At 58.1% G+C, this 25,237-nt stretch carries 25 protein-coding genes; 6 read left to right on the forward strand and 19 right to left on the reverse strand.

The window, feature by feature from the left end:
- Positions 1-158: 158 nt before the first annotated feature.
- The 5 genes from QLG07_RS19610 to QLG07_RS19630 are packed head-to-tail and all read right to left on the reverse strand — an operon-like array spanning position 159 to position 4,528.
- Positions 159-620: a GNAT family N-acetyltransferase gene (locus tag QLG07_RS19610; RefSeq protein WP_180276713.1), complete on the reverse strand. Its 462-nt coding sequence runs from the start codon at positions 618-620 to the stop codon at positions 159-161.
- Positions 617-1,390: an FCD domain-containing protein gene (locus QLG07_RS19615; RefSeq protein ID WP_133622843.1), complete on the reverse strand. Its 774-nt coding sequence runs from the start codon at positions 1,388-1,390 to the stop codon at positions 617-619. Before QLG07_RS19615 ends, QLG07_RS19610 begins: the two co-directional genes overlap by 4 nt.
- Before the next feature lie 38 nt (positions 1,391-1,428).
- Positions 1,429-1,746 carry a PTS sugar transporter subunit IIB gene (locus tag QLG07_RS19620; RefSeq protein ID WP_282469994.1) on the reverse strand — a complete coding sequence of 106 codons (318 nt, stop codon included), beginning with the start codon at positions 1,744-1,746 and terminating at the stop codon, positions 1,429-1,431.
- A gap of 10 nt (positions 1,747-1,756) precedes the next feature.
- Positions 1,757-3,184, reverse strand: a complete 1,428-nt coding sequence (locus QLG07_RS19625) for a glycoside hydrolase family 1 protein (RefSeq protein ID WP_048917193.1) — start codon at positions 3,182-3,184, stop codon at positions 1,757-1,759.
- 9 nt (positions 3,185-3,193) lie between these two features.
- Positions 3,194-4,528: a PTS transporter subunit EIIC gene (locus QLG07_RS19630; RefSeq protein WP_282469995.1), complete on the reverse strand. Its 1,335-nt coding sequence runs from the start codon at positions 4,526-4,528 to the stop codon at positions 3,194-3,196.
- Between the two features lie 181 nt (positions 4,529-4,709).
- Between QLG07_RS19630 and QLG07_RS19635 the strand changes: the two genes are divergently transcribed.
- Positions 4,710-5,021: a PTS lactose/cellobiose transporter subunit IIA gene (locus tag QLG07_RS19635; RefSeq protein WP_048917195.1), complete on the forward strand. Its 312-nt coding sequence runs from the start codon at positions 4,710-4,712 to the stop codon at positions 5,019-5,021.
- 148 nt (positions 5,022-5,169) lie between these two features.
- Here the strand turns inward: QLG07_RS19635 and lysA are convergent, their stop codons facing one another.
- The gene (lysA, locus tag QLG07_RS19640; protein WP_048917200.1) at positions 5,170-6,423 is read right to left on the reverse strand and encodes a diaminopimelate decarboxylase; all 1,254 of its coding nucleotides are present in this window, start codon (positions 6,421-6,423) and stop codon (positions 5,170-5,172) included.
- Between the two features lie 120 nt (positions 6,424-6,543).
- On the opposite strand from lysA, the gene QLG07_RS19645 reads away from it, so the two are divergent.
- Entirely contained in the window at positions 6,544-7,464 is a 921-nt protein-coding gene (locus tag QLG07_RS19645; protein WP_187497979.1) for a LysR family transcriptional regulator, read from the forward strand.
- Here the strand turns inward: QLG07_RS19645 and QLG07_RS19650 are convergent.
- On the reverse strand, positions 7,461-8,630 hold the full coding sequence (locus tag QLG07_RS19650; RefSeq protein ID WP_282469996.1) for an MFS transporter: 1,170 nt from the start codon (positions 8,628-8,630) through the stop codon (positions 7,461-7,463). The two genes, QLG07_RS19645 and QLG07_RS19650, sit on opposite strands and share 4 nt — an antisense overlap.
- Positions 8,631-9,128: 498 nt before the next feature.
- Here QLG07_RS19650 and QLG07_RS19655 point away from each other — a divergent pair, with 498 nt between their 5' ends.
- Positions 9,129-9,752 (forward strand): trypsin-like peptidase domain-containing protein, encoded by a 624-nt coding sequence (locus QLG07_RS19655; RefSeq protein ID WP_048917203.1) that lies wholly within the window; start codon positions 9,129-9,131, stop codon positions 9,750-9,752.
- A gap of 41 nt (positions 9,753-9,793) precedes the next feature.
- Here QLG07_RS19655 and QLG07_RS19660 read toward each other — a convergent pair whose 3' ends face one another.
- The 7 genes from QLG07_RS19660 to xerD all read right to left on the reverse strand — a co-directional run bounded on the left by QLG07_RS19660 (position 9,794) and on the right by xerD (position 17,275).
- Positions 9,794-10,486, reverse strand: coding sequence for an amino acid racemase (locus QLG07_RS19660; RefSeq protein ID WP_282469997.1), 693 nt, complete (start codon positions 10,484-10,486; stop codon positions 9,794-9,796).
- Positions 10,483-10,986, reverse strand: coding sequence for a cupin domain-containing protein (locus QLG07_RS19665; RefSeq protein ID WP_282469998.1), 504 nt, complete (start codon positions 10,984-10,986; stop codon positions 10,483-10,485). The genes QLG07_RS19660 and QLG07_RS19665 overlap by 4 nt, the downstream gene beginning before the upstream one ends.
- A gap of 111 nt (positions 10,987-11,097) precedes the next feature.
- Positions 11,098-12,618 (reverse strand): lysine--tRNA ligase, encoded by a 1,521-nt coding sequence (lysS, locus tag QLG07_RS19670; protein ID WP_048917206.1) that lies wholly within the window; start codon positions 12,616-12,618, stop codon positions 11,098-11,100.
- 9 nt (positions 12,619-12,627) lie between these two features.
- Positions 12,628-13,726, reverse strand: a protein-coding gene (gene prfB, locus QLG07_RS19675; protein WP_099753485.1) for a peptide chain release factor 2 whose coding sequence is annotated in 2 segments (ribosomal slippage) — positions 12,628-13,650 and positions 13,652-13,726 — 1,098 coding nt in all. Because the reading frame shifts where the segments join, the coding sequence is not laid out codon by codon here.
- 202 nt (positions 13,727-13,928) lie between these two features.
- A complete protein-coding gene (recJ, locus tag QLG07_RS19680) occupies positions 13,929-15,647 on the reverse strand; it encodes a single-stranded-DNA-specific exonuclease RecJ (protein WP_282469999.1) in 1,719 nt (572 codons plus the stop codon).
- A gap of 5 nt (positions 15,648-15,652) precedes the next feature.
- Positions 15,653-16,357 (reverse strand): bifunctional protein-disulfide isomerase/oxidoreductase DsbC, encoded by a 705-nt coding sequence (gene dsbC / locus QLG07_RS19685; RefSeq protein WP_048917209.1) that lies wholly within the window; start codon positions 16,355-16,357, stop codon positions 15,653-15,655.
- A gap of 24 nt (positions 16,358-16,381) precedes the next feature.
- Positions 16,382-17,275, reverse strand: a complete 894-nt coding sequence (xerD, locus tag QLG07_RS19690; protein ID WP_048917210.1) for a site-specific tyrosine recombinase XerD — start codon at positions 17,273-17,275, stop codon at positions 16,382-16,384.
- 180 nt (positions 17,276-17,455) lie between these two features.
- On the opposite strand from xerD, the gene fldB reads away from it, so the two are divergent.
- On the forward strand, positions 17,456-17,974 hold the full coding sequence (gene fldB, locus QLG07_RS19695) for a flavodoxin FldB (protein ID WP_282470032.1): 519 nt from the start codon (positions 17,456-17,458) through the stop codon (positions 17,972-17,974).
- 68 nt (positions 17,975-18,042) lie between these two features.
- Here fldB and QLG07_RS19700 read toward each other — a convergent pair whose 3' ends face one another.
- Together QLG07_RS19700 and sdhE are read right to left on the reverse strand one after the other, a co-directional pair.
- Complete coding sequence (locus QLG07_RS19700; RefSeq protein ID WP_048917212.1) at positions 18,043-18,465, reverse strand: protein YgfX; 423 nt, start codon at positions 18,463-18,465, stop codon at positions 18,043-18,045.
- On the reverse strand, positions 18,446-18,712 hold the full coding sequence (sdhE, locus tag QLG07_RS19705; RefSeq protein WP_099753482.1) for an FAD assembly factor SdhE: 267 nt from the start codon (positions 18,710-18,712) through the stop codon (positions 18,446-18,448). Before sdhE ends, QLG07_RS19700 begins: the two co-directional genes overlap by 20 nt.
- Before the next feature lie 226 nt (positions 18,713-18,938).
- Here sdhE and ygfZ point away from each other — a divergent pair, with 226 nt between their 5' ends.
- Positions 18,939-19,925 (forward strand): tRNA-modifying protein YgfZ, encoded by a 987-nt coding sequence (gene ygfZ, locus QLG07_RS19710; protein WP_282470000.1) that lies wholly within the window; start codon positions 18,939-18,941, stop codon positions 19,923-19,925.
- A gap of 19 nt (positions 19,926-19,944) precedes the next feature.
- Here ygfZ and QLG07_RS19715 read toward each other — a convergent pair whose 3' ends face one another.
- Positions 19,945-20,598, reverse strand: a complete 654-nt coding sequence (locus tag QLG07_RS19715; RefSeq protein WP_048917216.1) for a hemolysin III family protein — start codon at positions 20,596-20,598, stop codon at positions 19,945-19,947.
- 208 nt (positions 20,599-20,806) lie between these two features.
- On the opposite strand from QLG07_RS19715, the gene QLG07_RS19720 reads away from it, so the two are divergent.
- Positions 20,807-21,415, forward strand: a complete 609-nt coding sequence (locus tag QLG07_RS19720; protein ID WP_282470001.1) for an HD domain-containing protein — start codon at positions 20,807-20,809, stop codon at positions 21,413-21,415.
- 48 nt (positions 21,416-21,463) lie between these two features.
- Here QLG07_RS19720 and QLG07_RS19725 read toward each other — a convergent pair whose 3' ends face one another.
- The gene (locus QLG07_RS19725; RefSeq protein WP_282470002.1) at positions 21,464-22,207 is read right to left on the reverse strand and encodes an SDR family oxidoreductase; all 744 of its coding nucleotides are present in this window, start codon (positions 22,205-22,207) and stop codon (positions 21,464-21,466) included.
- A 97-nt stretch (positions 22,208-22,304) separates the two neighbouring features.
- The gene (gcvP, locus tag QLG07_RS19730; RefSeq protein WP_282470003.1) at positions 22,305-25,166 is read right to left on the reverse strand and encodes an aminomethyl-transferring glycine dehydrogenase; all 2,862 of its coding nucleotides are present in this window, start codon (positions 25,164-25,166) and stop codon (positions 22,305-22,307) included.
- Between the last annotated feature and the right edge of the window lie 71 nt (positions 25,167-25,237).

A 25,237-nucleotide genomic window follows, 5' to 3' on the forward strand; every position in this document is an offset into this window, starting at 1 on the left:
CCGCCATTCGGTGGCATCGCCGCAGTAACCCTGCGAAAAACGGGCGAGGCATGCCGTCGCCCCTACACCGTATCCGTGGGATCGCCGCAGGGGTCGGCATCGACGACGCCCTATCCGTGGTGTCGCCGTAGGGGTCGGGCATGCCCGATCCGCACCGCTTAACCCAGCGCTTTATGGTACAGACGCACGCGCGTCGCCGGGTAATCCAGCGCATCGCCGATATAGCGCCAGCCAAAACGCTCGTAATAATCGGCACAGGCAGAATAGAGGTACAGATGGCGGTCGCCGCGCTGAAGGCAGCAGTCGATCACCGTCTGCTGCAGGCGTTCACTTAAACCGCGCCCGCGATAGCTCTCATCCACGTACAGCGCCGCCAGCCACGGGAAAAGATCCTGACGGCTGATCAAATCGCAGCGCCATAATCCCACGGTACCCACCGGGCGGTCGTCATCCAGCGCCACAAACGTCAGCGGCAGGTCGGCACCGCTCAGGCTGCTGTCGATCACGCTGGCATAAAAGTCGCGGCTGTTATCGCTGCCAAAAGCCTGCCATAGCCAGTCGGTGACCACTTCGCGGGTTGCCGGTACCGCGCTCAGCGGCACAATACGCAGCAAACTCATACCAGCTTGCCCTGAAAAATCGGCACTGATTCAAACAGATAGCCATCGAAATCTGGGGCATCGGCATCGGAGAGCTCCAGCAGGCTGTGCTTCACATTTTCCAGATGCTGCCACATTGCCTGCCACGACCCCATCACGTCACGGCGGCGCAGCGCGGCGAGGATGGTCTGATGGTCGCCGAGCCACTTCAGGCGGTAGCTGCGGGTTTCAATATGGCCGCGCAGCTGCTGCCACAGCGGACTGCTTTCGTGATGACGCCAGATGCTGTTAACGGTATCCAGCAGCATCTGATTCTGCGTCGCGCCGGCCAGCAGCAGGTGGAACATTTTGTCATTGTCCTGGCTTTTGTCATCGAGCGCGATGGCGCGCTGCTCCTGCTCCAGCGTGCGCTTGAGGTTTTCGATATCCGCTTTGGTCGCCATCTTCGCCGCAAATGCTGCGATATTGCTCTCCAGCAGCTGGCGCGCCTGCAGCATCTCAAACGGCCCGACGTCGCTGCGGAAGAATGCCTCTTCTTCGTCGCTACTCTCCGAGGGGATGCGCATCACGTAAACGCCGGAGCTTTGGCGAATATCTACCGTGCCCTCCAGCTCCAGCATTAGCAGGGCTTCACGCACAATGGTACGACTGACGCCCCAGGTCTCGGCGATATTACGCTCCGGCGGCAGACGCGAACCGACCGGATAGTGACCATCGATGATTTGCTGGCGCAGATCGTGACCGATTTCCTGATACTGCTTTTTTTCCTGCGCAGGCGCACCTTTGTCCACAAAACCACCCTTTCAGCCATTATCCGTATTGATTGGCGCTAGTTTACCAAAGCCAGCGCCTGATCGAGTACTTTTGCGCCGTTAAGGGTGCCATAAGCCACCGAATCAATCACCGCAATGGGGATTTGATAGCTGTTGGTCAGCTTGCGGTTCTCCTCCAGCTTGAAGCGCACCTGCGGCCCAAGCAGCACCACGGCCACTTCACCGACGTTATTTTCCAGCTCGTCGCGCAGGTTCTGTTCCGGGATGGCGTAGATCTGATACGCCAGCCCGCGTGCCGCCGCTTCTTTTTCCATCCGCGTTACCACCATCGAGGTGGACATGCCTGCTGCACAGGCGAGAACGATTCTTTGCATGATTAACTCCTTATTTGGCTTCATCATCCAGCTCAATGCTGAGCTGGCGGCTGTCACTTATCTGGCGATACCAGCGGGCGGATTTTTTCATCCGGCGCTGGCGCTGGTTTTGCAGGTCGATCTCGATCAGTCCGTAGCGATTTTTAAACGCGTTCATCGGCGACACGTTGTCGGTGAAGGCCCAAAGCATATAGCCCTGGCAGTTGATGCCCGCCTCACGCGCCAGCAGCGCCTGATAAAGATGCTCGCCGATAAATTCAATGCGGTAGTTATCCTGAATCTCTCCGCTGGCATTTTTGAACTGCGCTTCGTTCTCAATTCCCATCCCGTTTTCGGCAATAAACCACGGGAAATTGTCATACTCACTCTTCATGCGCTGCGCCATATCCCAGACGATGCGCGGTTGGATCTCCCAGCCGCGCGACTTATTCATTCGCCGCCCCGGCAGTTCAAAGTGCTCAAAATAGTAAGCCGGATGGAACGGGGTCTCCGGGTGCCAGGCGCGCGACGGAGCTTTCACGCGGTGCGGATAATAGAGGTTGATGCCCACTTCATCGACGCGGTTGGCGCGGATAATGGCCAGCTCCTGCGCGTCGACCTGCCAGTTCACGCCATGTTTTTCCAGCAGCGCCAGCAGTTCATCCGGGTACTCGCCTTTGATTGCCGGGTCGAGGAATACGCGGTTATAGAACAGGTCGTAGATCTGTGCCGCCTGCACATCGTGCGCGGCAGCCGAGCGTGGATAGGTCACTTCCGGGTTGAGGATAGTGCCGACGGTGCCCTGATAGCCTTTGGCGCGGAACAGTTGCACCACTTTCGCCGTGGCGAGATTTTTGTGGTGGTTCCACTGCATCCAGGTGTCGGTGCTCTGCTGATACGGCCAGCGCAGCGCATCGAGATAGACCCGCGTCTGCACCACCACCGGCTCATTAAAGGCAAACCAGCGCGTCACTTTGTGTGCGTAGCGGGCGAACACCTGCTCTGCGTAGCGTACAAACAGCTCGACCACGTGTTTCGATGCCCAGCCGCCGTACTGCTCCAGCAGCGTGGCGGGCAATTCGTAATGCTCCAGGCAGAGCATCGGCTGGATGCCGTTTGCCAGCAGCTCGTCAATCAGGCTGTCGTAATACGCCGCGTACTCTTCATCCACCACCGCATTCTCATAGTCGGTAAGAAAGCGCGACCAGTTGATTGAGGTGCGGTAGTGCGTCAGACCCGCCGCTTTCATCAGCGCCACGTCCTCTTTATAGCGGTTGATGAAATCGGTGGCGACCGCCGGGCCGTAGCCGTCGTGCCAGACGTGGCGGTCCTGCTGATACCAGGCATCGAGATAGGAATCCTGGCCGGCTTTCTTGCCGCTCCAGCCTTCGGTTTGCCACGCGGAGGCGGCAGCACCGAGAATAAAATCCGCCGGAATGGTGATAGTTACCTTACTCATTTTCGCTCCTTAATTTTTCGCCAGTTCAGGCTGCAGCGCCTGTGCTTCCGCAGCCTCTGCGCGGCGGGCGGCAACTTTGACAAATGGGATATAGATGAGGATCGACACCAGGATGCAGATAATCTGCGTTACCACTGCCCCCATCGACCCGGCGGTGGAGAGCCAGGCGTTAATGATGGGCGGCGTGGTCCACGGCACCATGACCACCGCTTTGCCAGCAAACCCGGTCAGCGTCGCAAAGTAGCCAATGGAACCGGTAATCAGCGGAGTGATAATGAACGGGATAGCGAGGATCGGGTTCAGCATGATTGGCATGCCGAAGATCACCGGTTCATTGATATTGAACAGGCCGGGGCCAAAAGAGAGCTTGGCGATTTCACGCATCTCTTTGCGTTTGGTCGCCAGCATCACCGCGCTCAGCAGGCCGATGGTCAGCCCGGAGCCGCCGATGCTCATATACACATCCCAGAACGGCATGGTGATGATATTCGGCGCCTCTTTACCCTGCTCAAAGGCGTTCATATTGACCAGAATCGCCCCCAGCAGCAGCGGTTCGCGGATCGGCTTCACCATCTGGTTACCGTGGATGCCAATCACCCAGAACAGCTGGGCAACAAACATCAGCAGCAGAATGCCCCACAGGCTCTGCACCACCGATTCCAGCGGCTCCTGCACCACTTTGTACACGGCGTCATACAGATACATGCCGGTGAAGCGGTGGAAGATAAAGCCAAAGGTGGCGATGGCGGAGACGGTGATAATCGCCGGGATCAGCGCCGAGAAGGAGGCGGCAACGTTGGGCGGCACGGTGTCCGGCATTTTGATTTTCAGGCGATCGACATGCTCCAGGCGGCAGTAGATCTCCACCGAAAGGATGGCAATAAACATGCCGAGAAACAGGCTTTTGGTGTCGGAGAACTGCTTAGCCAGCACGTCGGTTACTACCTGCATCTGGCCATTGACCATCATGCTCAGCGTGGTGGGGGTGACGGCAATAAAGCAGATGATCGCCAGCAGGCCAGGGAACAGCGTTTTGATGCCGTTGATTTTTCCCAGCTCAATACCGATCAGAAACACCGCGCCGATGTTGAGGAAGCTCAGCGTGGCGTAGTTGATGCTGGAGGTGATCGGTTTCAGCTCGGCCAGGAACGACAGCGCCTGAAAACTGGCGAGGCCATTTTTGCCGTCCAGCACCATATTGGAAATCAGCACCGAAAATGCACCGACGATAATGACCGGCATCAGCGTAATAAACGACGCCTTGATCGCCATGATATAGCGATAGCTATTGAACTTGGTGGCAAAACTCCCCAGAGAGTCGATTAGCCGTTCCTGTAGAGACATGGGTGAATCCTCGAGGTAAGGGGTCAGGCATCCCGGCATGAATATTTCTGCAGCTAACGCGGCAGTGGCATACCAAAAATAAACAATCGGTGATTATTTACTGTGATAAATCTCTCAGAAGTGATTACTGGTATTCCAATAAGATTAATCGACCAATTTTGGTATACCAATGGAGGTAGTCATGGATTTTGAACAGACGATGATGGAGCTGCTGATTAATGCGGGTGAAGCGCGATCCCACGCCATGAGCGCTATCCAGCATGCCCGCAAGCGCGACTGGCAGGCGGCAGATGAGGCGCTGGCGGCCTCCTCTGAGGCTTCACGCGCTGCACATAAGATCCAGACGCAGCTGATTGGTGCCGATGAGGGCTGCGGCAAAGTACCGGTGACGCTGATCCTGGTACACGCGCAGGATCACTTGATGAACGCGATGTTGTGCCGCGATCTGGCCGAAGAGATTGTGCTGCTGAGGAGAGAGATGTTCGCGGGATGATTCAACGGATCGGGCATGTCCGGAATGATTCAACGGGTCGGGCATGCCCGGAATGATTCAATGGGTCGGGCATGTCCGGAATGATTCAACGGGTCGGGCATGCCCGACCCCTACGATTTGCGTAGGGGCGGGGCATGCCCCGCCCGGGTTACAGCTCCAGCGCCAGCAGTTCGGCGACGGTCTGCGCGCGGCGGATCTGGCGCGGTTCGCCGTTTTCGAACAGCACCTCCGGGATCAGCGGGCGGCTGTTGTAGTTGGAAGACATCGAAGCGCCGTAGGCACCGGTATCGTGGAACACCAGCCAGTCGCCGACTTTCACCGCAGGCAGCGCACGGGTCTCGACCTTGCCACCTTCCAGCTGGGTGAAGACATCACCGGATTCGCACAGCGGCCCCGCCACTACGCTCGCAAGCGTATTGGTTTCATCCAGCTGGCGACCATCACCGGCCATCGCGGAAATGTGGTGGTAGCTGCCGTACATGGAAGGACGCATCAGGTCATTGAAGCCGGCATCCACCAGCACAAAGTGACGGCTGCCCATACTCTTCACCGCGCGCACCTGGCTCAGCAGCACGCCGGACTCCGCCACCAGGAAACGCCCCGGTTCAATCTCCAGCTTCACCGGGTGGCCGAGGTGCTGCGCCACGCGCTGGCGCGCTGCGTCCCACAGGCCGTAATAGTGATGAGTATCAATGGTCTCTTCGCCAAAGCGGTACGGGATCGACAGGCCGCCCCCGGCAGAGATCGCTTCAAGATCCTGACCAAAGCTCACGACCAGGTTAACCATCGCATCACACACCTGCTCGAGGTGGCCGTAGTCGACGCCGGAACCGATATGCATGTGGAGGCCGACCAGCTTCAGCTGGTAGCGCTGAATCGCTTCCAGCGCCAGCGCCATATCCTCGTGCCAGATACCGTGCTTGCTGTTTTCACCACCGGTGTTGGTTTTCTGACTGTGACCGTGACCAAAACCCGGGTTGACGCGCAGCCACACCGGATGCCCGGCAGAGACCTGGCCCAGCTGGTGCAGCATATCCACCGAACCCGCATTCACCGGCACTTTCAGTTCGGCAACGCGCGCCAGAGTGGGTTCATCCAGCAGGTCGGCGGTAAACACAATCTCATCGCCGCCCGCGACATAGCCCGCCGCCAGCGCACGCTCAATCTCACCCAGCGAGACGGAATCCACCTTTACACCCGCCGCACGCATCAGACGCAGGATGTGAATATTGGAGCAGGCCTTCTGCGCAAAGCGTACCACGTCAAACTGCTGTAGCTGGCTGATGCGGTCGTTGATAATCGCCGCATCGTACGCCCAGAGCGGGCCGCCGTATTGCAGCGCCAGCGGCAGCAGGTTGTCCTGATTCAGGGCGGTGGTGGTGTCGGTAAGCAGGCGTGGCATAAGCAGTTCTCCATAAGGTTATGTCGCTATTACGCCACAGCAGGGCGCGGGAGAAAAATATCTGTTTCAACTGACTCTATTCATCCATGATATAGGTTGAGTGAGTTAGAGGAGCAGATAATGGCCGGGATTTCGTTACGTCATATTGAGATTTTTCACGCGGTGATCACCACCGGCAACCTGACGGAAGCCGCGGCGCTGCTGCACACCTCCCAGCCCACCGTCAGCCGCGAGCTGGCACGCTTTGAGCAGCTGACCGGGCTGCAGCTGTTTGAGCGGGTGCGCGGCCGTCTGCAACCCACAGCGCAGGGGCTGCATCTCTTCGAGGAGGTCCAGCGCTCCTGGTACGGGCTGGACCGCATCGTCAGCGCGGCGGAAGGGCTGCGTCAGTTTCGTCAGGGCGAGCTGTCGCTGGCCTGCCTGCCGGTATTTTCGCAGTCGCTGCTGCCGCTGCTGTGCCAGCCGTTTATGCAGCGCTACCCGGATCTGAGCCTGAATATCATTCCGCAGGAATCACCGCTGTTAGAGGAGTGGCTGTCGGCGCAGCGCTACGATCTGGGCCTGACGGAAACCACGCATACGCCGGCAGGCACCGAGCGCAGCGCGCTGTTTACCGCTGATGAAGTCTGCGTGCTGCCTGCCGATCATCCGCTGGCGCAGCGAGCCGTATTATCTCCGGCGGATTTCAACGGGCAGAACTATATCAGCCTGTCGCGCACCGACAGCTATCGGCAGATTCTGGATGGGATTTTTGCTGAACACGGCGTGCAGCGGCGCATGGTGATGGAGACGCACAGCGCGGCATCCGTTTGTTCAATGGTTAAAGCGGGGATTGGCGTATCGATAGTAAACCCGCTGACGGCGCTCGATTACGCCGACAGCGGAGTGACGATCCGGCGCTTCAGCATTGCGGTGCCGTTCACCGTCAGTCTGATCAGGCCGCGCCATCGCCCGGCCTCTGCGCTGGTTGATGCTTTCAGTCAGCATCTGCACCAGCACATCGGCCTGTTCAGCGAGCGGCTGGCGCAGCGGCTGAGTTAAGCGTTGGCAACCTGCGGACGGCCGCGTGAGCCACGGAAGGTGTAAAGACACACCAGCAGGCCCACCAGCGCCAGCACGGCGGCCGATACCGGCACCGCCGTCAGGCCATAGCCGCCGCCGATCACCGCGCCGCCAACCCAGGCGCCGAGCGCATTGCCGACGTTAAACGCCGAGATATTCAGCGTCGAGACCAGATTGGGCGCATCTTTCCCGTGGCGCACCACGTTGATTTGCAGCGCCGGCACCATCGCGAAGGTTGCCATCGCCCACAGGAACAGGGTGATCTCGGCTAACCACAGCGAGTGGCTGGTCCAGCTAAACAGCAGCGAGAACACGGCAATTAGCGAGAAGCTGAGGATCAGGCTAAACGACACTTTCCAGTCGGCCAGCTTACCGCCGAGGATATTCCCCACGGTCAGGCCAGCGCCGATCAGGAACAGCGTCCAGCTGACGCCGCGGTCAGTAATGCCCGTGACCTGCAGCAGCAGCGGTGCGATGTAGCTAAACAGCGCAAACATCGCGGCGGCAAAGAACACCGTCATCAGCAGCGACAGCCATAGCTTGCCGTTATTCAGCGCGCTCACTTCGGCAGCCAGATGCACCGGCTTTTCGTCGCGGTTGGTTGGCAGGCTGACGATCAGGCCGATAAACGCCAGCACGCCGATAATCGCCACGCCCCAGAAGGTGGCGCGCCAGCCGAACATCTGGCCGAACCAGGTTCCCAACGGCACGCCCAGCACGTTCGCCAGCGTTAAGCCGGTAAACATCAGGGCCACGGCGGATGCCTGCTTGCCCGGCGCCACCAGGCTGGCAGCAACCACGGCACCAATCCCGAAGAACGCACCGTGACAGAGCGCGGTAACAATACGCGCCAGCATCAGCAGGTTGTAGGTGTAAGCCAGCGCACAGAGAATGTTGCCGACGATAAAGATCGCCATCAGCAGGATCAGCGTGCGTTTGCGCGGCAGCTTCGCGGTCAGCAGCGCCATTATCGGTGCGCCAATCGCCACGCCGAGCGCATAGCCACTGATCAGCCAGCCCGCCGAGGGGATGGAAACACGCAGGTCGTTCGCCACCTCCGGCAGCAGCCCCATAATGACGAATTCGGTGGTGCCGATGGCAAAAGCACTCAGCGCCAGCGCCAGCGCCAGTAATGATACAGGCATATGAAACACTCCCAGGATAATAGAAATTCGGCTCTCAGGATGCTGAGAGCAACAGCAAACAGATGAAGAAATATAATCCAGCCGCCCCGATATGAGCCATCAGGGTAATAAGTTTGATCCAGATCACATTAACTAATTAAAGCACAGCTGATGAAAGGCTTACAGTCCGGCGTCGGCAAGGGTCTGTTGCCGCAAAAGCAACAATTGGCGATTTGAGTTAAAATCAGAACCAATAAAATGTGATCCCACACTCATTTTGTCTTTTTTCTTCGCTATACTTGCCAGTAGCTCACCGACACATCATTTTTTCTAATCATTTTAAGCTGAGCTTTTTCTTAGTTTTCACTCTGGATATTCAGGCTGCTTGCATTGCGGGCGCAATGAGTCAAACCTTACCGCCGCGGCGATACATTAAAGTTCTGCCAGGCACCGCCGATAAGTCAAATATCAGGATTTGACGATAACTGTCAGGATCCTACCTACCGCTGAGGAGAGTCGATGCGCATTGCACTTTGCCTGCTAGCCCTGTGCCTGACGGGGTGTTCTGTAGGGAAGTATCAGTACAGCAGCGAGGCTGAAGAGCGCGTCGATATGACGGTGACCGGTATCCCCACGGTATTAGGGCTGGGCACGCTCGGTACCACCATTCCGCTGACGCCGGATTACAGCCTGACCGCCGCGCACGTGGCAAAATATTCGATGTACAAGGTGAAGTCGTATCACCCCGAGTGCGATCTCGCGGTGGTGTACCATAAAAACAGCAACCTGCAGCCGCCGCACTTCCGTAACGGCTTGATCGGCGACAAGGTGAACCTCTACGGCTACAGCTTTATCTCGGCAATGCCGGTAGCATCCAGCGGCACCAATCTGATCAACACCGGGCTGAAAAATTCCTGGAACAAGGTGAGCTGCGTGGTGGTGGCTTCCGATGCGGGCGTAGTGCAGGGGATGTCCGGTGGGGCGGTGTACAATGCCTCGGATGATTCGATTGGCGGCGTGATCGTTGGCTACAGCAGGCGCATCAACGATATAAAAAGCGGCAAAACGCTGTATAAGAACGTATCGCTGTATATCCCCTACGCCCGCTTTAAAGAGTGGCTGAACGACACGGTGAAATCGTAATTGCAGGGAGCGACCGCAGCTTTGGTCGTCCCTTAACGACCTTAGTCGAGCATAAACTCAACCGCCGCCCGGGCGTGAATGGCGGTGGTATCGAACACCGGGATCGGACAGTCCGCCGCACTCAGCAGCAGGCCGATCTCGGTACAGCCAAAGATCACCCCTTCCGCCCCCTGCTCTACCAGCCCGCTAATCACTTGCTGATAATAAGCTTTTGATTCGGCGGCAAAAGTGCCCTGGCACAGCTCGTCAAAAATGATGCGGTTAATCTCCTGGCGTTCTGCGGCGGGCGGCACCAGGGTTTCAATGCCGTGCAGGCTGCGCATTGGCCCACGGTAGAAATCCTGCTCCATCGTGTAGCGCGTGCCGAGCAGCGCCACGCGCGACATCCCAGACTGTTTAATCGCGGCGGCGGTACCATCGGCGATATGCAGAAATGGCAGCCCGCACTGCCGGGTAATCGCATCCGCCACTTTGTGCATGGTGTTGGTACAGAGCACAATGCCCTCAGCCCCGGCGCGCTGTAACGCGCTGGCAGCATCGGCCAGCATCTGCCCGGCGCTGTCCCAGTTATCGCTGGCCTGGCAGGCCTCAATATCATGAAAATCAACGCTGTATAACACTATCTTTGCCGAATGCAGGCCGCCGAGACGCGCCTTGATCCCTTCATTGATCATACGGTAATAGGGCACGGTGGATTCCCAGCTCATGCCGCCAATCAGTCCCAGCGTCTTCATTGTTGGTCCTTCTTTTGGGCATCCGGCAGCCCGTCATGGGGGCCAAATTCCTGCGCGGGGGGGTTCTCCCACCGATCCTCACGCGTGGCGAGGTAGACCGGATTTTTCGGATACCAGATGCGGTTCTCGGATTTATTGGCTTCACCGACCACGATAAAGCGCGCTTCGCGATCGCTGTTGTTGATAAAGGTGTGGCAGATGGCGGTGCCTGCCGGAAACGCCACTGCATCGCCGGGCTGCAGGCGGTGCAGCTCGCCGTTAATCCATACGTCCGGCTCGCCCTCCAGCACGAAAGCGAACTCCTCTTCGGCACTTTCGGCATGTGGGTACGACATACGTCTACCGGGCAACAGGCGCTCATGGTGGATCCCCAGACGCGTCAAGCCAAGCAGGCGCCCGAGCGGGGCGCCAATCGACATCAGCTCGTCACTGTCCGGATAGTGTTCATTATCCTCCCCCTCCAGCTCCTGCCAGTGGCGGATAAATTCAGGTCGGGTCATTGCTGGCTCTCCGTGCAGTGATATTTTTGCACCGTTACTATTCCTTAATTAGCTTATTGATGCAAAAAAAAACGGCCCGCATTGCGGGCCGTCCGATAGAAAAAGCGTAGCTTACTTGTTGGTTGGGCGCAGTGCCGGGAACAGGATCACGTCGCGGATGGTGTGGCTGTTAGTAAACAGCATCACCATACGGTCGATACCAATGCCGAGACCGGCGGTTGGCGGCAGGCCGTGTTCCAGCGCGGTAACGTAGTCTTCGTCGTAGAACATCGCTTCGTCATCGCCGGCATCTTTCGCGTTAACCTGCTGCAGGAAACGGTCGGCCTGATCTTCCGCATCGTTCAGCTCCGAGAAGCCGTTGCCGATTTCGCGGCCGCCGATAAAGAACTCGAAGCGGTCGGTGATGTCCGGGTTCTGATCGTTACGGCGCGCCAGCGGCGACACTTCTGCCGGGTATTCAGTGATGAAGGTTGGCTGGATCAGGTGCGCTTCTGCGGTCTCTTCGAATATCTCAGTGACCACGCGGCCCAGACCCCAGCTCTTCTCAACCTTGATGCCGATTGACTGGGCGATAGCCACGGACTTATCGAAATCGTCGAGATCGGCCAGGTTGGTTTCCGGGCGATACTTCAGAATTGCTTCTTTCATCGTCAGCTTGTCGAACGGCTTGCCAAAGTCGAACTCCTGGTCACCGTAAGGCACCACGGTGGTGCCCAGCACGTCCTGCGCCAGAGTGCGGAACAGGCTTTCGGTCAGCTCGATCAGATCTTTGTAATCCGCATACGCCATATAGAGTTCCATCATGGTGAACTCAGGGTTATGGCGCGGCGAGATACCTTCGTTACGGAAGTTGCGGTTGATTTCGAACACGCGATCGAAGCCACCGACCACCAGGCGCTTCAGGTACAGCTCTGGCGCAATACGCAGGTACATATCGATGTCCAGCGCGTTGTGATGGGTGATAAACGGACGCGCAGAAGCACCGCCGGGGATCACCTGCATCATCGGGGTTTCCACTTCCATAAACTCACGGCCAACCATGAAGTTACGGATACCGGCCATGATCTGTGAGCGGATTTTGAACGTCTTACGCGAGTCGTCGTTCGAGATCAGATCCAGGTAACGCTGGCGGTAGCGGGTTTCCTGATCGGCCAGGCCGTGGAACTTGTCCGGCAGCGGGCGCAGGGCTTTAGTCAGCAGGCGCAGTTCGCTACAGTGCAGGGTCAGCTCGCCGGTTTTGGTCTTAAACAACTTGCCGCGCGCGCCGAGAATATCGCCAAGGTCCCATTTCTTGAACTGCTCGTTGTATTTGCCTTCTGGCAGATCGTCGCGGGAAACATAGAGCTGGATAATCCCGCCCACGTCCTGCAAGGTGACGAAAGAGGCTTTACCCATAATACGACGGGTCATCATACGACCGGCAACGCTGAACTCTTCGCCGATCAGCTCCAGCTCTTCATTCTCTTTATCGGCGTATTTAGCGGCCAGAACGTCAGAGGTGCTGTCACGGCGGAAGTCGTTCGGGAACGCCACGCCAGTTTCACGCAGTGCGGCCAGCTTTTCGCGACGTGATTTCAGTTCGTTATTAAGCTCAAGTGCGGCATCAGCGGCCTGCGGTTGTTGTTCAGACATGTGAGTTCCTTATAACCCTGCTTTCAAACTTGCTTCGATAAAACGATCCAGATCGCCGTCCAGAACCGCCTGAGTATTGCGCGTTTCTACGTTGGTACGCAGATCCTTGATGCGGGAGTCATCCAGCACGTAAGAGCGGATCTGGCTGCCCCAGCCGATGTCAGACTTGTTGTCTTCCGCCGCCTGTTTGTCCGCATTTTTCTTCTGCATTTCATATTCATACAGCTTGGCACGCAGCTGTTTGAAGGCCTGATCTTTGTTCTTATGCTGAGAACGGTCGTTCTGGCACTGCACCACAATGTTGGTCGGTAAGTGGGTAATACGCACCGCCGACTCGGTTTTGTTGACGTGCTGACCACCGGCACCGGAAGCGCGATAAACGTCAATACGCAGGTCGGCCGGGTTAATATCGATATCGATATTGTCGTCCACTTCCGGATAGACAAACACCGAACTGAACGAAGTGTGGCGGCGGCCGCCGGAGTCGAACGGGCTTTTACGTACCAGGCGATGCACGCCGGTTTCAGTACGCAACCAGCCGAACGCGTAGTCGCCGATGATTTTAATGGTGGCGGATTTGGTTCCGGCCACTTCACCGTCGGACTCTTCAATAATTTCGGTTTTATAGCCTTTGGCTTCCGCCCAGCGCAGATACATACGCAGCAGCATGCTGGCCCAGTCCTGTGCTTCGGTGCCGCCGGAACCGGCCTGAATGTCCATGTAGCAGTCAGCGCTGTCATACTCGCCGGAGAACATGCGGCGGAACTCTAATTCACCGAGTTTCTTCTCCAGAATATCGAGTTCAGCCACTGCTTCATTGAAGGTCTCTTCGTCTTCGGCTTCAACGGCCAGCTCAAGCAGGCCAGTGACATCTTCCAGCCCCTGCTCCATCAGATCCAGCGTTTCAACGACGGCTTCTAATGCAGAGCGCTCTTTACCCAGCGCCTGGGCGCGGTCAGGTTCATTCCAGACATCAGGCTGCTCAAGTTCAGCGTTTACTTCCTGCAGGCGTTCTTTCTTGGCATCATAGTCAAAGATACCCCCTAAGAACGGCGCTGCGCTCTGTGAGATCCTGAATACGGTTCTTTACCGGATTAATTTCAAACATGTTTTGAGATCTTATTAGGTGATCGAAATGGACGAGAATGTAACCACGCAGTTTAACTGAAATAGCGCCCGGTTTGTAGCACAGAACACACCTTGTGCATTTTGTGCGGTAGGGGTCAGGCATGCCTGACCCGCTTCTGTTTGCGGCAAAGGTGAGATAAAGGGCCGACCGGAAAAGCGGGACGGCCCGTGTTGAATTTTGCTTACAGCGCCCAGAGATGGTCGATAATCAGCTGCACGCTGCGGTTACCGCGAAACTCATTGACGTCGAGCTTGTACGCCAGCTCAACCTGCCTGACGCTCGGGTCCGGCCACAGGGTGGTATCGACATTAAAGGCAATACCGTCCAGCAGCGGGCCGCCGCCAAGCGGCTCAATCATCACTTTCAGATGACGCTCGCCCACCAGCCGCTGCTGTAACAGCTTGAACTTGCCGTCGAAGGTCGGCTCCGGGAAGGCCTGCCCCCACGGACCGGCTTCGCGCAGCAGCTCCGCCGTGGGTAACGTCAGCTCCTGTGCCATCAGCTCACCGTCGGACCAGACCACGCCCTGAAGGGACTCGGCATCCAGCCACTCGCCGACCAGCTCAGCAAAGCGCTGGCGGAACTCGTCGAACTTAGACTCCTCCAGCGACAACCCCGCCGCCATCGCGTGGCCGCCAAACTTAATGATCAGCCCGGGGTTTAGCGTATCAAGCCGCTCCAGTGCGTCACGCATATGCAGCCCGGCAATAGAGCGGCCTGAGCCTTTCAGCGTACCGTCCCCCGCCGGAGCAAAGGCGATCACCGGGCGGTGGAAGCGCTCCTTCAGGCGCGAGGCCAGAATGCCGACCACGCCCTGATGCCACTCGGGATGATACATGGCGATACCGAGCGGCAGCGCGTCATCGCTGCTTTCGAGACGATCGCACAGCGCCAGCGCTTCCGACTGCATCCCCTGCTCGATCTCTTTACGCGTCTGGTTTAACGCATCCAGCTCGCTGGCCAGCATACGTGCCTGGCCGAGATCTTCACTCAGCAGCAGCGCCACGCCAACCGACATATCGTCGAGACGGCCCGCAGCATTTAACCGCGGCCCGAGCGCGAAGCCTAAGTCGCTGGCGGCCAGCTGACGGGCATCGCGATTGGCGATCTCCAGCAGCGCGCGAATACCCGGGCGGCATTTCCCGGCGCGAATACGGCTCAGCCCCTGCCACACCAGGATGCGGTTGTTAGCATCCAGCGGTACCACGTCGGCGACCGTGCCCAGCGCCACCAGATCCAGCAGTTCCGCCAGGTTTGGCAGAGTGGTCACGCCGCTGTCGCGCAGCTGCGATCGCAGGGCCAGCATCAGGTAGAACGCCACGCCCACGCCCGCCAGCGCCCGTGAAGGGAACTGGCAGTCGCTCAGGTTGGGGTTAACAATTGCGTCGGCCTCAGGCAGCGAGTCGCCCGGCAGGTGGTGATCGGTCACGACCACCGGGATCCCTTTCTCGTGCGCCAGCGCCACACCCGCGTGGGAGGAGATGCCGTTATCGACCGTGACAATCAGCTGCGCGCCGCGTGCCGCGGCCTGCTCAACCACTTCGGGACTGAGGCCATAGCCATCATCAAACCGGTTCGGCACCAGATATTTAATGTTGCTGCCGCCCATGCTACGCAGTGCCAGCACCGTCAATGCGGTGCTGGTGGCACCGTCGGCGTCGAAATCGCCGACGATCATGATGCACAGGTTATCCGCCAGCGCGCGCTGCAGGATCTCAACCGCCCGCTGAATACCGCTCAGCGACTGGAAAGGATGCAGGTTTTTCGCACCGCGCTCCAGCTCGGCAGCCGCGGTGACACCGCGTTGAGCGTAGAGACGACGTAACAGCGGGTGCAGTTCAGCAGGAAGTGCAGCAGCATCCGTCGCCTCGCGGCGACGGAGTTCAGTTTTACTGTTCACGAAAATCAGCCGCCGTTTTTCTGGCTGTCGAGGAATTTCTTCAGATCCTGCGGCCCCTGATAGCCGGGGATCATGGTGCCATTTTCCAGCAGCATGGCAGGGGTGCCCTGAATGCCGAACAGCACGCCCAGTTTGTACTGCTGACCAATATCGATTTTACAATCGGCCGGTGCGACCGTGTCGCCCTTCATCGCGGCGCTGAATGCTTTGCGCGGGTCAGCGCTGCACCAGACGGATTTCATCTCTTTGGCTACCTGACCATTCATCCCTTCACGCGGGAAGGCCAGGTAGCGCACGGTAATGCCCAGCGCGTTGTAGTCAGCCATCTGCTCGTGCAGCTTGCGGCAGTAGCCACAGGTAATATCGGTAAATACCGTGATCACATGCTGCTCTTTTGCGGCTTTGTACACGATCATCTCGCTGCTTAACGCATCGACTTTTTTCTGCAGCAGCTGATTGGTCACGTTGACCGGCTGGCCGCCGCTGACATCGTACAGCGGCCCCTGCAGGAAGTGTTTGCCGTCTTCGGTGACGTACAGCACACCGCTCTCACTCAGCACGGTTTTGATGCCCGGCAGCGGCGAAGGCTGGATCTCGGTCTGCTGTAAGCCCAGTTTGGTCAGCGACTGTTTAATGGCGGCATCATCGGCGTGGGCCAGCCCGCTGACCGAAGCGATGAGGAGAGAAAGTAACAGGTAATGCTTCTTCATTTGATGTCCTTATGTACTCTGAAATCAGGCACGCGGGTGATGCTGCTGATGCAGCTGGCGCAGGCGCTCGGTCGCCACGTGCGTATAAATCTGGGTAGTGGATAAATCGCTGTGGCCTAACAGCATCTGCACCACGCGTAAATCAGCGCCGTGGTTAAGAAGATGCGTGGCAAACGCATGCCTCAGCACGTGCGGTGACAGTTTTTCGCTGTCGATACCCGCCAGTGTGGCGTAATGTTTGATGCGATGCCAGAAGGTTTGTCGGGTCATTTGTTGCGCGCGGTTACTGGGAAACAGCACGTCCAGCGTCTGGCCGTTAAGCAGCCACGGGCGCCCGTACTCGATAAACTGCTCAATCCAGTGCACCGCTTCCTCGCCCATCGGTACCAGCCGCTCCTTGTTGCCTTTACCGATCACCCGCACCACGCCCTGGCGCAGGCTGACATCGCTGAGCGTTAAACCCACCAGTTCGGTGACGCGCAGCCCGGTGGCGTACAGCAGTTCCAGCATCGCTTTATCGCGCAGCTCAATCGGCTGATCAAGGCAGGGTGACTGCAGCAGGCGTTCGACCTGTGCTTCCGACAGATCCTTAGGCAGGCGCTGCGGCAGTTTGGGCGAGGAGAGCAGCGCGCTGGGGTCGTCCTCGCGCAGCTTCTCGCGGTAGAGGTACTGGAACAGGCGGCGCATGGCGCTCAACAGACGGGCAGAGCTGGAGGCTTTATAACCGCCTTCCAGCCGCTCGGCGAGAAACCCCTGCAGGCTGACGGCATCCACGCTCAGTAATGACAGCTGTTGATGCTCCAGCCAGCCGCACAGCGAACGCAGGTCGAGACGATAAGAGGCAACGGTATTCTGCGCCAGATTGCGCTCGATCCACAGGGCATCAAGAAATTGCTCAATCAGATCGTTATCCTGCACCTTATCCTCTCTTTTATTGACACGGCGTGGCTGTCAGTGCGCTGCCAGAAGTAATTTTATAGCTAAATATCAGCATGATACGTCATCCTCATGCTGAGTGAACCGCGTCCATTATGCCTTATTCATGGCCGTTTCTGATATAATCGCCACCAGACTTTAGTAAAAATGAGTTCCACTACCATGAATATTGGTCTGTTTTACGGCTCCAGCACCTGTTATACCGAAATGGCCGCTGAGAAAATCCGCGACTTTATCGGCGAAGATCTCGTCAAGCTGCACAACCTGAAAGATGACTCCCCGGCGCTGATGGAGCAGTACGATCTGCTGATCCTCGGCATTCCCACCTGGGATTTTGGCGAGCTGCAGGAGGACTGGGAAGCGATCTGGACCGATCTGCCAACGCTGAATCTGCAGGGTAAAGTGGTGGCGCTGTATGGCATGGGCGATCAGGGGGAGTACCGCGAGTGGTTCCTCGATGCGCTGGGCATGCTGCATGAAGTACTGGCCCCGTCTGGGGTTAAGTTTGTCGGCTACTGGCCGCTGGCAGGCTACGAATTTACCAGTACCAAACCGCTCACCGCGGACGGTCAGAAATTTGTCGGGCTGGCGCTGGATGATATCACCCAGTTTGAGCAGACCGATGAACGCATTGCGCAGTGGTGTGAGCAGATCCTGACCGAAATGGCGGAGCTGCTGTAACCCCAAAAAGGGGGCGATTTCCGTTTCAGGTCGGCCCCGACGTTGCGCAGACAGAAGCTCCACGCTCATCACGGCTCTGTCGCCCGCTGCTTATTCATCAGCAGCTGCTGGCGCAGCAGGCGCCATTCCGCGCTTTCCATACCGTCGGCAAACAGCCACAGCCGCTCGCGCTGACCTGCGTGATGATGTAACGACAGCAGTATCGCCTGGCGGGTGACCCACGGTGGAATCGGCATCTGCCACTGCTGCTGGCGCCAGCGCACGATGTGCCCTGGCAGCAGGGCGAGATCTCCCTCGCGTTTGACAATCCGGCGCTGACTGCGCAGGCACTCCAGCGCGACCAGTATCAGTAAGCCAGCCCACAGCAGGATATAGCCAAAGCGGGCGGGCCAGGGTGCCAGCAGCAGTGCGAGGATCACGGCGCCATGCAGCAACAGCGATGCACAGCGGGCATACCAGGAAACCCGCAGGCTACATTGCCACAGGACCACGTTGTTGGTTTCGCTCCTGAATCAGCGCCACCATCCTTCTCAGCTCCGCATCGGCTGGCTCGCCGTGGTTCATCAGCCAGTTAAACAGGTCCGGGTCATCGTTCTCCAGCAGCCGGACAAACAGCTGCTTGTCGGTATCGTCCAGTGAGTCAAACTCATACTCAAAAAACGGCATGATGGAGATATCCAGTTCGCGCATGCCGCGGCGGCATGCCCAGTGAATACGTGCTTTATTTGTAATATCCATGTCACTCAGCGTCGGTTAACCAAACATGGCGCACAGTGTAACGCTTTTTTGCGGCGCTGTTGATGATGCAATGCACTGCGTGCGGCACAGCGCGCAAAACAGCGTTACCGGTTGCAGGGTTATCACGCGTTTTGTGCCGCTTTTTCTGGAAACAGGTTGCAAAGCAGGTGCGCTCTTTTAACATGAGCAACAGATTTCACTAAATTCGTTAATTTAGGACTGAATTATGCCAAATACTTCTTACCCTCCCCGCCAGCCGGTCGCCTCAGCACGCCTGCCGCTGACCCTGATTTCACTGGAAGAGTGGGCGCTGGTGAACGCCAGCGGTGCAGATCACGTTAGCTATTTACAGGGTCAAGTGACGCTGGATGTTGCGGCGCTGGCCGACAATCAGCACCGCCCTGCCGCGCACTGCGATGCCAAAGGGAAGATGTGGAGCAACCTGCGCCTGTTCCACCGTGGCGAAGGAATGGCCTTTATTGAGCGCCGCAGCCTGCGCGACACTCAGCTGACCGAGCTGAAAAAATACGCGGTATTCGCCAAAGTGACGCTGCTCCCGGACGATGAAGCGGTGCTGCTGGGCGTGGCCGGGTTCCAGGCACGCGCCGCACTGGCGGGGGTTTTTGACGCCCTGCCCGACGCTGGCTCCCCGGTGATCCAGCAGGATGACAGCACGCTATTGTGGTTTAACCTGCCCGCCGAGCGTTTCCTGCTGGTCACTACGGCGGCCAAAGCGCAGGAGCTGCAGGATAAACTGGCGGGTGAAGCGCAGCTCAACGACAGTCGGCAGTGGCTGGCACTCGATATTGAAGCCGGTTTCCCGATCATCGACAGCGCCACCAGCGCCCAGCTGATCCCGCAGGCGACCAACCTGCAGGCGCTGGACGCCATCAGCTTTAAGAAAGGCTGCTATACCGGTCAGGAGATGGTGGCACGCGCTAAATTCCGCGGCGCCAATAAACGTGCGCTCTTCTGGCTGGCCGGCAAAGCTGGCGTAGTGCCTGCGGCAAATGATGCGCTGGAGATGCAGATGGGTGAGAACTGGCGCCGCACCGGCACCATCCTTGCCGCCTGCCAGCTGGATAACGGCGAGGTTTGGGTGCAGGCCGTGCTGAATAACGACCTGGAAGCGGATACCGTGCTGCGCGTGCAGGGCGATGAAGGCGGCAAACTGGCGATCCAGCCACTGCCTTACGAAATCACCCAGGGCTAATTGAAGGGGCGCAAGCCCCTTACATCACGTATAGATAGATGGCGAGAAAGTGGCATAGCGAACCGCCCAGCACGAAACCGTGCCAGATGGCATGGTTATACGGAATGCGCTTCGCCACGTAGAAAATCACCCCGAGCGAATAGATTATCCCCCCGGCGGCCAGCAGCCAGATACTGCCTGACGGCAGGCGTAGCGCCAGCTGATATAGCACGATCAGCGACAGCCAGCCCATCAGCATGTAGGTCACCAGCGACAGCGCCTCAAAGCGGTGCGCAAACACCAGCTTAAACACTATCCCTACCAGCGCCAGCCCCCAGATAAACGCCATCAAACCGTGCGCCAGCGGCGATTTCAGCGCCACCAACAGAAACGGCGTATAGGTTCCAGCTATCAGCAGATAGATTGCCGAATGGTCGAGCTTTTTCAGCCAGAACTTAGCGCGTTCGCCAGGAATGGCGTGATAGAGCGTGGAAGCGAGAAACAGCAGGATCATACTGCCGCCGTAAAGGCTGTAGCTGGCGATTGCCAGCGCACCGGCACGGGCGTCTATGGCCTGGTCGAGCATCAGAACTAAGCCAATCACGCCAAACAGGCAGCCAATGCCGTGGCTGATGCTGTTGGCGACCTCTTCCGCCAGTGAATAACCGGGTTCCAGTAATTTTTGTTTCGCCATATCTAACGATAATCCCCAAGAAATAGGTCCAACCCTCACAAAATGCGCGGGTGGAAAATTCATCACAAATAGCCTAACTGAGAATAATTTCAGAGTACACATGTAAGCTAAAATATATATGTAACCTTGTAATACATTTTCTTTAAAGAATTACGCAAACGTTTCCCTTAAACTATTGGCAAGTTTTTAGGGGATAAGTGAGAGTGTGATGTCTGACAGGGTAGCAGCCTTAGATTTCGGCGCGATGACAGAAGTGGTGCAGTTTTTAATGGAGCTCGACAAGCTAAAAGGCGTGGAGCGCCGCACGCGACTGCTGGGCAATGCGCGCCAGGAGAACTCTGCGGAACACAGCTGGCACCTGGCGATGGCCGCCATGAGCCTGGCACCGTTCTCACGTGAGGCAATCGATGTGCAGCACGTGGTGCAGATGGCACTGGTGCATGATGTGGTGGAGATCGATGCCGGGGATGTGATGGTTTACGACCTGGCAGCACGCGATGCGATTCATGAGCAGGAAGTGGCGGCCGCCGGGCGTATTTTTGGCCTGCTGCCTGCGGAGCTCAATCAGCGTTTTCGCGCCCTGTGGGATGAGTATGAATCCGGCGAAAGCGCCGATGCGCGCTTCGCCAATATGCTCGACCGCGCACTGCCCATCATGCTTAACCTGCATAATCAGGGACAGAGCTGGCGAGAGAACGGCATTCGCCTGGAGCAGGTTAAGGCACGCAACGTGAAGCTGGCGCAGCAGTGGCCGGAGCTATGGCAGCACTTAGAGCAGCATATGGATAATGCGCACCAGCAGGGATGGTTATTGTGACTTGCGGGCGGACCGAAAAAGAGGGTCCGCCCCTACAAATATTTCGCCTTACCTTCCCCCCGCCGCATCAATAATCGAACCAGTAATATATGAGGCGTCTTCGCTCAGCAGCCACGCAATGGCTTGGGCGATCTCCTCTGGCTGACCGCCGCGCTGCATAGGTATTGACGCGGCGAGGCGGTCCACCCGCTGCGGTTCCCCCCCGTCAGCGTGCATTTCGGTGTAGATAAAGCCGGGCCGCACGCCGTTGACGCGAATGCCCTGCGCCGCCACTTCCAGCGACAGCCCTTTTGTCAGGGTATCCATGGCCCCTTTCGAGGCGGCGTAGTCAATGTACTCGCCCGGTGCCCCAATGCGCGACGCGGCGGAAGAGACATTGACAATCGCCCCACCTTTGCCGCCGTGATGATGGCCCATGCGTTTGACCGCCTCGCGGCAGCAAATAAAGCTGCCGGTCACATTGGTGGCAAATACCCGATTGATGCGCTCGGCGCTCAGCTGCTCCAGTGTCGCCTGCTGGAACAGGATCCCGGCGTTATTCACCAGAGCTGTCAGTTGACCTGGCTGGCGGTCAATCTCCGCAAACATCGCTATCACCTGCGCCTCATCGGCAATATCCGCCTGAATAGCGAACGCGCTGCCGCCCTGCTGTTCTATCACATCCACCACCTCCAGCGCGGCATCGCTGCGGCGGGCATAGTTTACCGCGACCCGCCAGCCCATCTGCGCCAGCAGAATAGCGGTCGCGCGACCGATCCCCCGGCTGGCACCGGTAATTAAGGCGATCTTCATTCAGCATCTCCAATAAAAAGGGCAACCATTGGCTGCCCCTGTCAGAAAGGATTACATTCGGGGCAGGATTGCCTGCCCTGGGCAAAACATGCGCCCGTTATTCGTATTCACTCATCGGTACGCAGGAGCAGAACAGATTGCGGTCACCGTAAACATCGTCGAGGCGCTTAACGGTTGGCCAGTATTTATTGTCGCTGCCTGCCGGGAATACCGCCAGCTCACGCGTATAAGGGTGGCTCCACTCACCGACAATTTCCCTCTGCGTGTGCGGTGCATTTACCAGCGGGTTATCGTCTGCCGGCCATTCACCGTTGAATACGCGATCGATTTCCATACGGATTGCCAGCATCGCATCGATAAAGCGGTCCAGCTCAATTTTGCTTTCCGATTCGGTCGGCTCAACCATCAGGGTGCCCGCTACCGGGAAGGACATGGTAGGTGCATGGAATCCGTAGTCAATCAGGCGCTTGGCAATATCCAGCTCGCTGATGCCGGTCTGCTCTTTCAGCGGACGAATATCGAGAATACATTCGTGCGCCACGCGGCCGTCACGCCCGACGTAGAGGATTGGGTAAGCTGACTGCAGGCGATGGGCGATGTAGTTGGCATTGAGGATCGCCACCGAACTCGCCTGCTTGAGCCCCTCTGCGCCCATCATGCGGATATACATCCAGCTAATCGGCAGAATGGATGCACTGCCGAATGGCGCAGCAGAGACTGCGCCCTGGCCGGTCAGCATATCGTCAATCTGCACCACGCTGTGGCCCGGTACAAACGGTGCCAGGTGCGCTTTCACGCCGATAGGCCCCATACCCGGGCCACCGCCGCCGTGCGGGATACAGAAGGTTTTATGCAGATTGAGGTGCGACACGTCTGCACCAATATAGCCCGGCGTGGTAATGCCGACCTGCGCGTTCATGTTGGCGCCGTCCAGGTAAACCTGACCGCCAAACTGATGGACGATCTGGCACACTTCGCGGATCGTCTCTTCATACACGCCGTGCGTCGACGGGTAAGTGACCATAATGCAGGAGAGTGCTTCGCCCGCCTGCTCCGCCTTCAAGCGCAGGTCGTGCAAATCGATATTGCCCTGTTTGTCGCAGGCAACCACCACCACAGCCATACCAGCCATCTGCGCCGAAGCCGGGTTGGTGCCGTGTGCAGAGCTGGGGATCAGGCAGATATTTCGCACGGCTTCGTTGCGGCTTTCGTGATAGCGACGGATGGCCAGCAGGCCGGCATATTCGCCCTGCGCGCCGGAGTTCGGCTGCATGCACAGCGCATCGTAGCCGGTCAACTGCACCAGCCACTGCGACAGTTGGCCGATCATCTGCAGATAGCCAGTCGCCTGCTCTGCCGGGCAGAACGGGTGCAGCTCGGCGAACTCGGGCCAGGTGATGGGGATCATCTCCGCCGCCGCGTTCAGCTTCATCGTGCAGGAGCCAAGCGGGATCATCGCCTGATTGAGCGCCAGATCTTTGCGCTCCAGGCTGTGCATATAACGCATCATCTCGGTTTCGCTGTGATGACGGTTAAACACCGGATGGGTCAGGATCGCATCCTGACGCAGCATTGCAGCGGGAATGGAAGCGCCATCCGCATCGAGGGCATCGATCTCCAGCCCGTGCTGCTCGCCCAGCAGGATTGAGAACAGCGCCGCGACGTCTTCACGCGTGGTGGTTTCATCCAGCGTAATGCCGACCGCATTGAGGATATCGCTGCGCAGATTAATACCAAAGCTCAGCGCACGATCCAGCACGGCAGCTTTATCCGCCACTTCTACCGTCAGCGTATCAAACCAGCTGTGATAACGCAGTTTCAGACCACCCTTCTGCAACCCGGCCGCAAGAATATCGGTCAGGCGATGGATACGCCCGGCGATGCGCTTCAGCCCGGCCGGGCCGTGGAATACCGCGTACAGGCTGGCAATGTTTGCCAGCAGCACCTGCGAGGTGCAAATGTTGGAGTTGGCTTTCTCACGGCGGATATGCTGCTCGCGCGTCTGCATCGCCATACGCAGCGCGGTGTTGCCCGCGGCGTCACGCGATACGCCGATAATACGGCCAGGCATTGAACGTTTGTGTTCGTCACGCGCGGCGAAGAATGCCGCATGCGGACCACCGTAGCCCATTGGTACGCCGAAGCGCTGCGCGGAGCCGAAAACGATATCCGCGCCCTGCTTGCCCGGCGCCTGTAACAGCACCAGCGCCATAAAGTCGGCTGCCACGCTGACCACCACTTTGCGGCTTTTCAGCTCAGCAATCAGGTCACCGTAATCATGCACTTCACCGCCGGTGCCGACCTGCTGTAACAGCACGCCGAACACATCCTGCAGCTCCAGCACTTTCTCCGCTTTATCGACCAGCACCTCGAAGCCAAAGGTTTCAGCGCGGGTGCGCACCACGTCCAGCGTCTGCGGATGAATATCATCAGCAACGAAGAAGCGATTGGCATTTTTCAGCTTGCTGACGCGCTTTGCCATCGCCATCGCTTCGGCGGCGGCGGTCGCTTCATCCAGCAGCGAGGCAGACGCGATATCCAGCCCGGTCAGGTCAAGAGTCAGCTGCTGAAAGTTCAGCAGTGCTTCCAGACGGCCCTGGGAGACTTCCGGCTGGTAAGGAGTGTATGCGGTGTACCAGCCTGGGTTTTCCAGCATGTTGCGCAGGATCACCGGCGGCGTCAGCACCGGGGTGTACCCCATGCCAATAAAGGATTTATAGCGCTGATTTTGTGACGCAATCGCCTTCAGCTCGGCCAGCGCCAGGTGTTCGGTCAGCGCATCGCCTACCGCAGGTGGGCTGGGAAGCTGGATGTCGGCGGGCACAATCGAGGCGATGAGCTCGCTCAGCGATGAGGCACCGATGGCGCTGAGCATCGCTGCCTGCTGTTCCTGGGAAGGTCCGATATGGCGCTCGATAAATGCACCGTGATGTTCAAGCTGGCTGAGAGTCTGGGTCATTAGCGGTAAATCCTGCATCGGGCATCGGGTTTCAGGGCAGCGAATAGCCCGCCCTGAAGTGACGATTAAAC

This window comes from Erwinia sp. V90_4, from assembly GCF_029967685.1.
Lineage (GTDB): Bacteria > Pseudomonadota > Gammaproteobacteria > Enterobacterales > Enterobacteriaceae > Erwinia > Erwinia aphidicola.

Coding starts and splice junctions, on each gene's coding strand:
- QLG07_RS19610 (WP_180276713.1), bottom strand. CDS start 620: ATGAGTTTGCTGCGTATTGTGCCGCTGAGCGCGGTACCGGCAACCCGC.
- QLG07_RS19655 (WP_048917203.1), top strand. CDS start 9,129: ATGCGCATTGCACTTTGCCTGCTAGCCCTGTGCCTGACGGGGTGTTCT.
- dsbC (WP_048917209.1), bottom strand. CDS start 16,357: ATGAAGAAGCATTACCTGTTACTTTCTCTCCTCATCGCTTCGGTCAGC.
- sdhE (WP_099753482.1), bottom strand. CDS start 18,712: ATGGATATTACAAATAAAGCACGTATTCACTGGGCATGCCGCCGCGGC.
- QLG07_RS19620 (WP_282469994.1), bottom strand. CDS start 1,746: ATGCAAAGAATCGTTCTCGCCTGTGCAGCAGGCATGTCCACCTCGATG.
- QLG07_RS19630 (WP_282469995.1), bottom strand. CDS start 4,528: ATGTCTCTACAGGAACGGCTAATCGACTCTCTGGGGAGTTTTGCCACC.
- fldB (WP_282470032.1), top strand. CDS start 17,456: ATGAATATTGGTCTGTTTTACGGCTCCAGCACCTGTTATACCGAAATG.
- QLG07_RS19660 (WP_282469997.1), bottom strand. CDS start 10,486: ATGAAGACGCTGGGACTGATTGGCGGCATGAGCTGGGAATCCACCGTG.
- QLG07_RS19625 (WP_048917193.1), bottom strand. CDS start 3,184: ATGAGTAAGGTAACTATCACCATTCCGGCGGATTTTATTCTCGGTGCT.
- QLG07_RS19725 (WP_282470002.1), bottom strand. CDS start 22,207: ATGAAGATCGCCTTAATTACCGGTGCCAGCCGGGGGATCGGTCGCGCG.
- QLG07_RS19635 (WP_048917195.1), top strand. CDS start 4,710: ATGGATTTTGAACAGACGATGATGGAGCTGCTGATTAATGCGGGTGAA.
- QLG07_RS19720 (WP_282470001.1), top strand. CDS start 20,807: ATGTCTGACAGGGTAGCAGCCTTAGATTTCGGCGCGATGACAGAAGTG.
- QLG07_RS19665 (WP_282469998.1), bottom strand. CDS start 10,986: ATGACCCGACCTGAATTTATCCGCCACTGGCAGGAGCTGGAGGGGGAG.
- lysS (WP_048917206.1), bottom strand. CDS start 12,618: ATGTCTGAACAACAACCGCAGGCCGCTGATGCCGCACTTGAGCTTAAT.
- lysA (WP_048917200.1), bottom strand. CDS start 6,423: ATGCCACGCCTGCTTACCGACACCACCACCGCCCTGAATCAGGACAAC.
- QLG07_RS19645 (WP_187497979.1), top strand. CDS start 6,544: ATGGCCGGGATTTCGTTACGTCATATTGAGATTTTTCACGCGGTGATC.
- gcvP (WP_282470003.1), bottom strand. CDS start 25,166: ATGACCCAGACTCTCAGCCAGCTTGAACATCACGGTGCATTTATCGAG.
- QLG07_RS19715 (WP_048917216.1), bottom strand. CDS start 20,598: ATGGCGAAACAAAAATTACTGGAACCCGGTTATTCACTGGCGGAAGAG.
- QLG07_RS19650 (WP_282469996.1), bottom strand. CDS start 8,630: ATGCCTGTATCATTACTGGCGCTGGCGCTGGCGCTGAGTGCTTTTGCC.
- ygfZ (WP_282470000.1), top strand. CDS start 18,939: ATGCCAAATACTTCTTACCCTCCCCGCCAGCCGGTCGCCTCAGCACGC.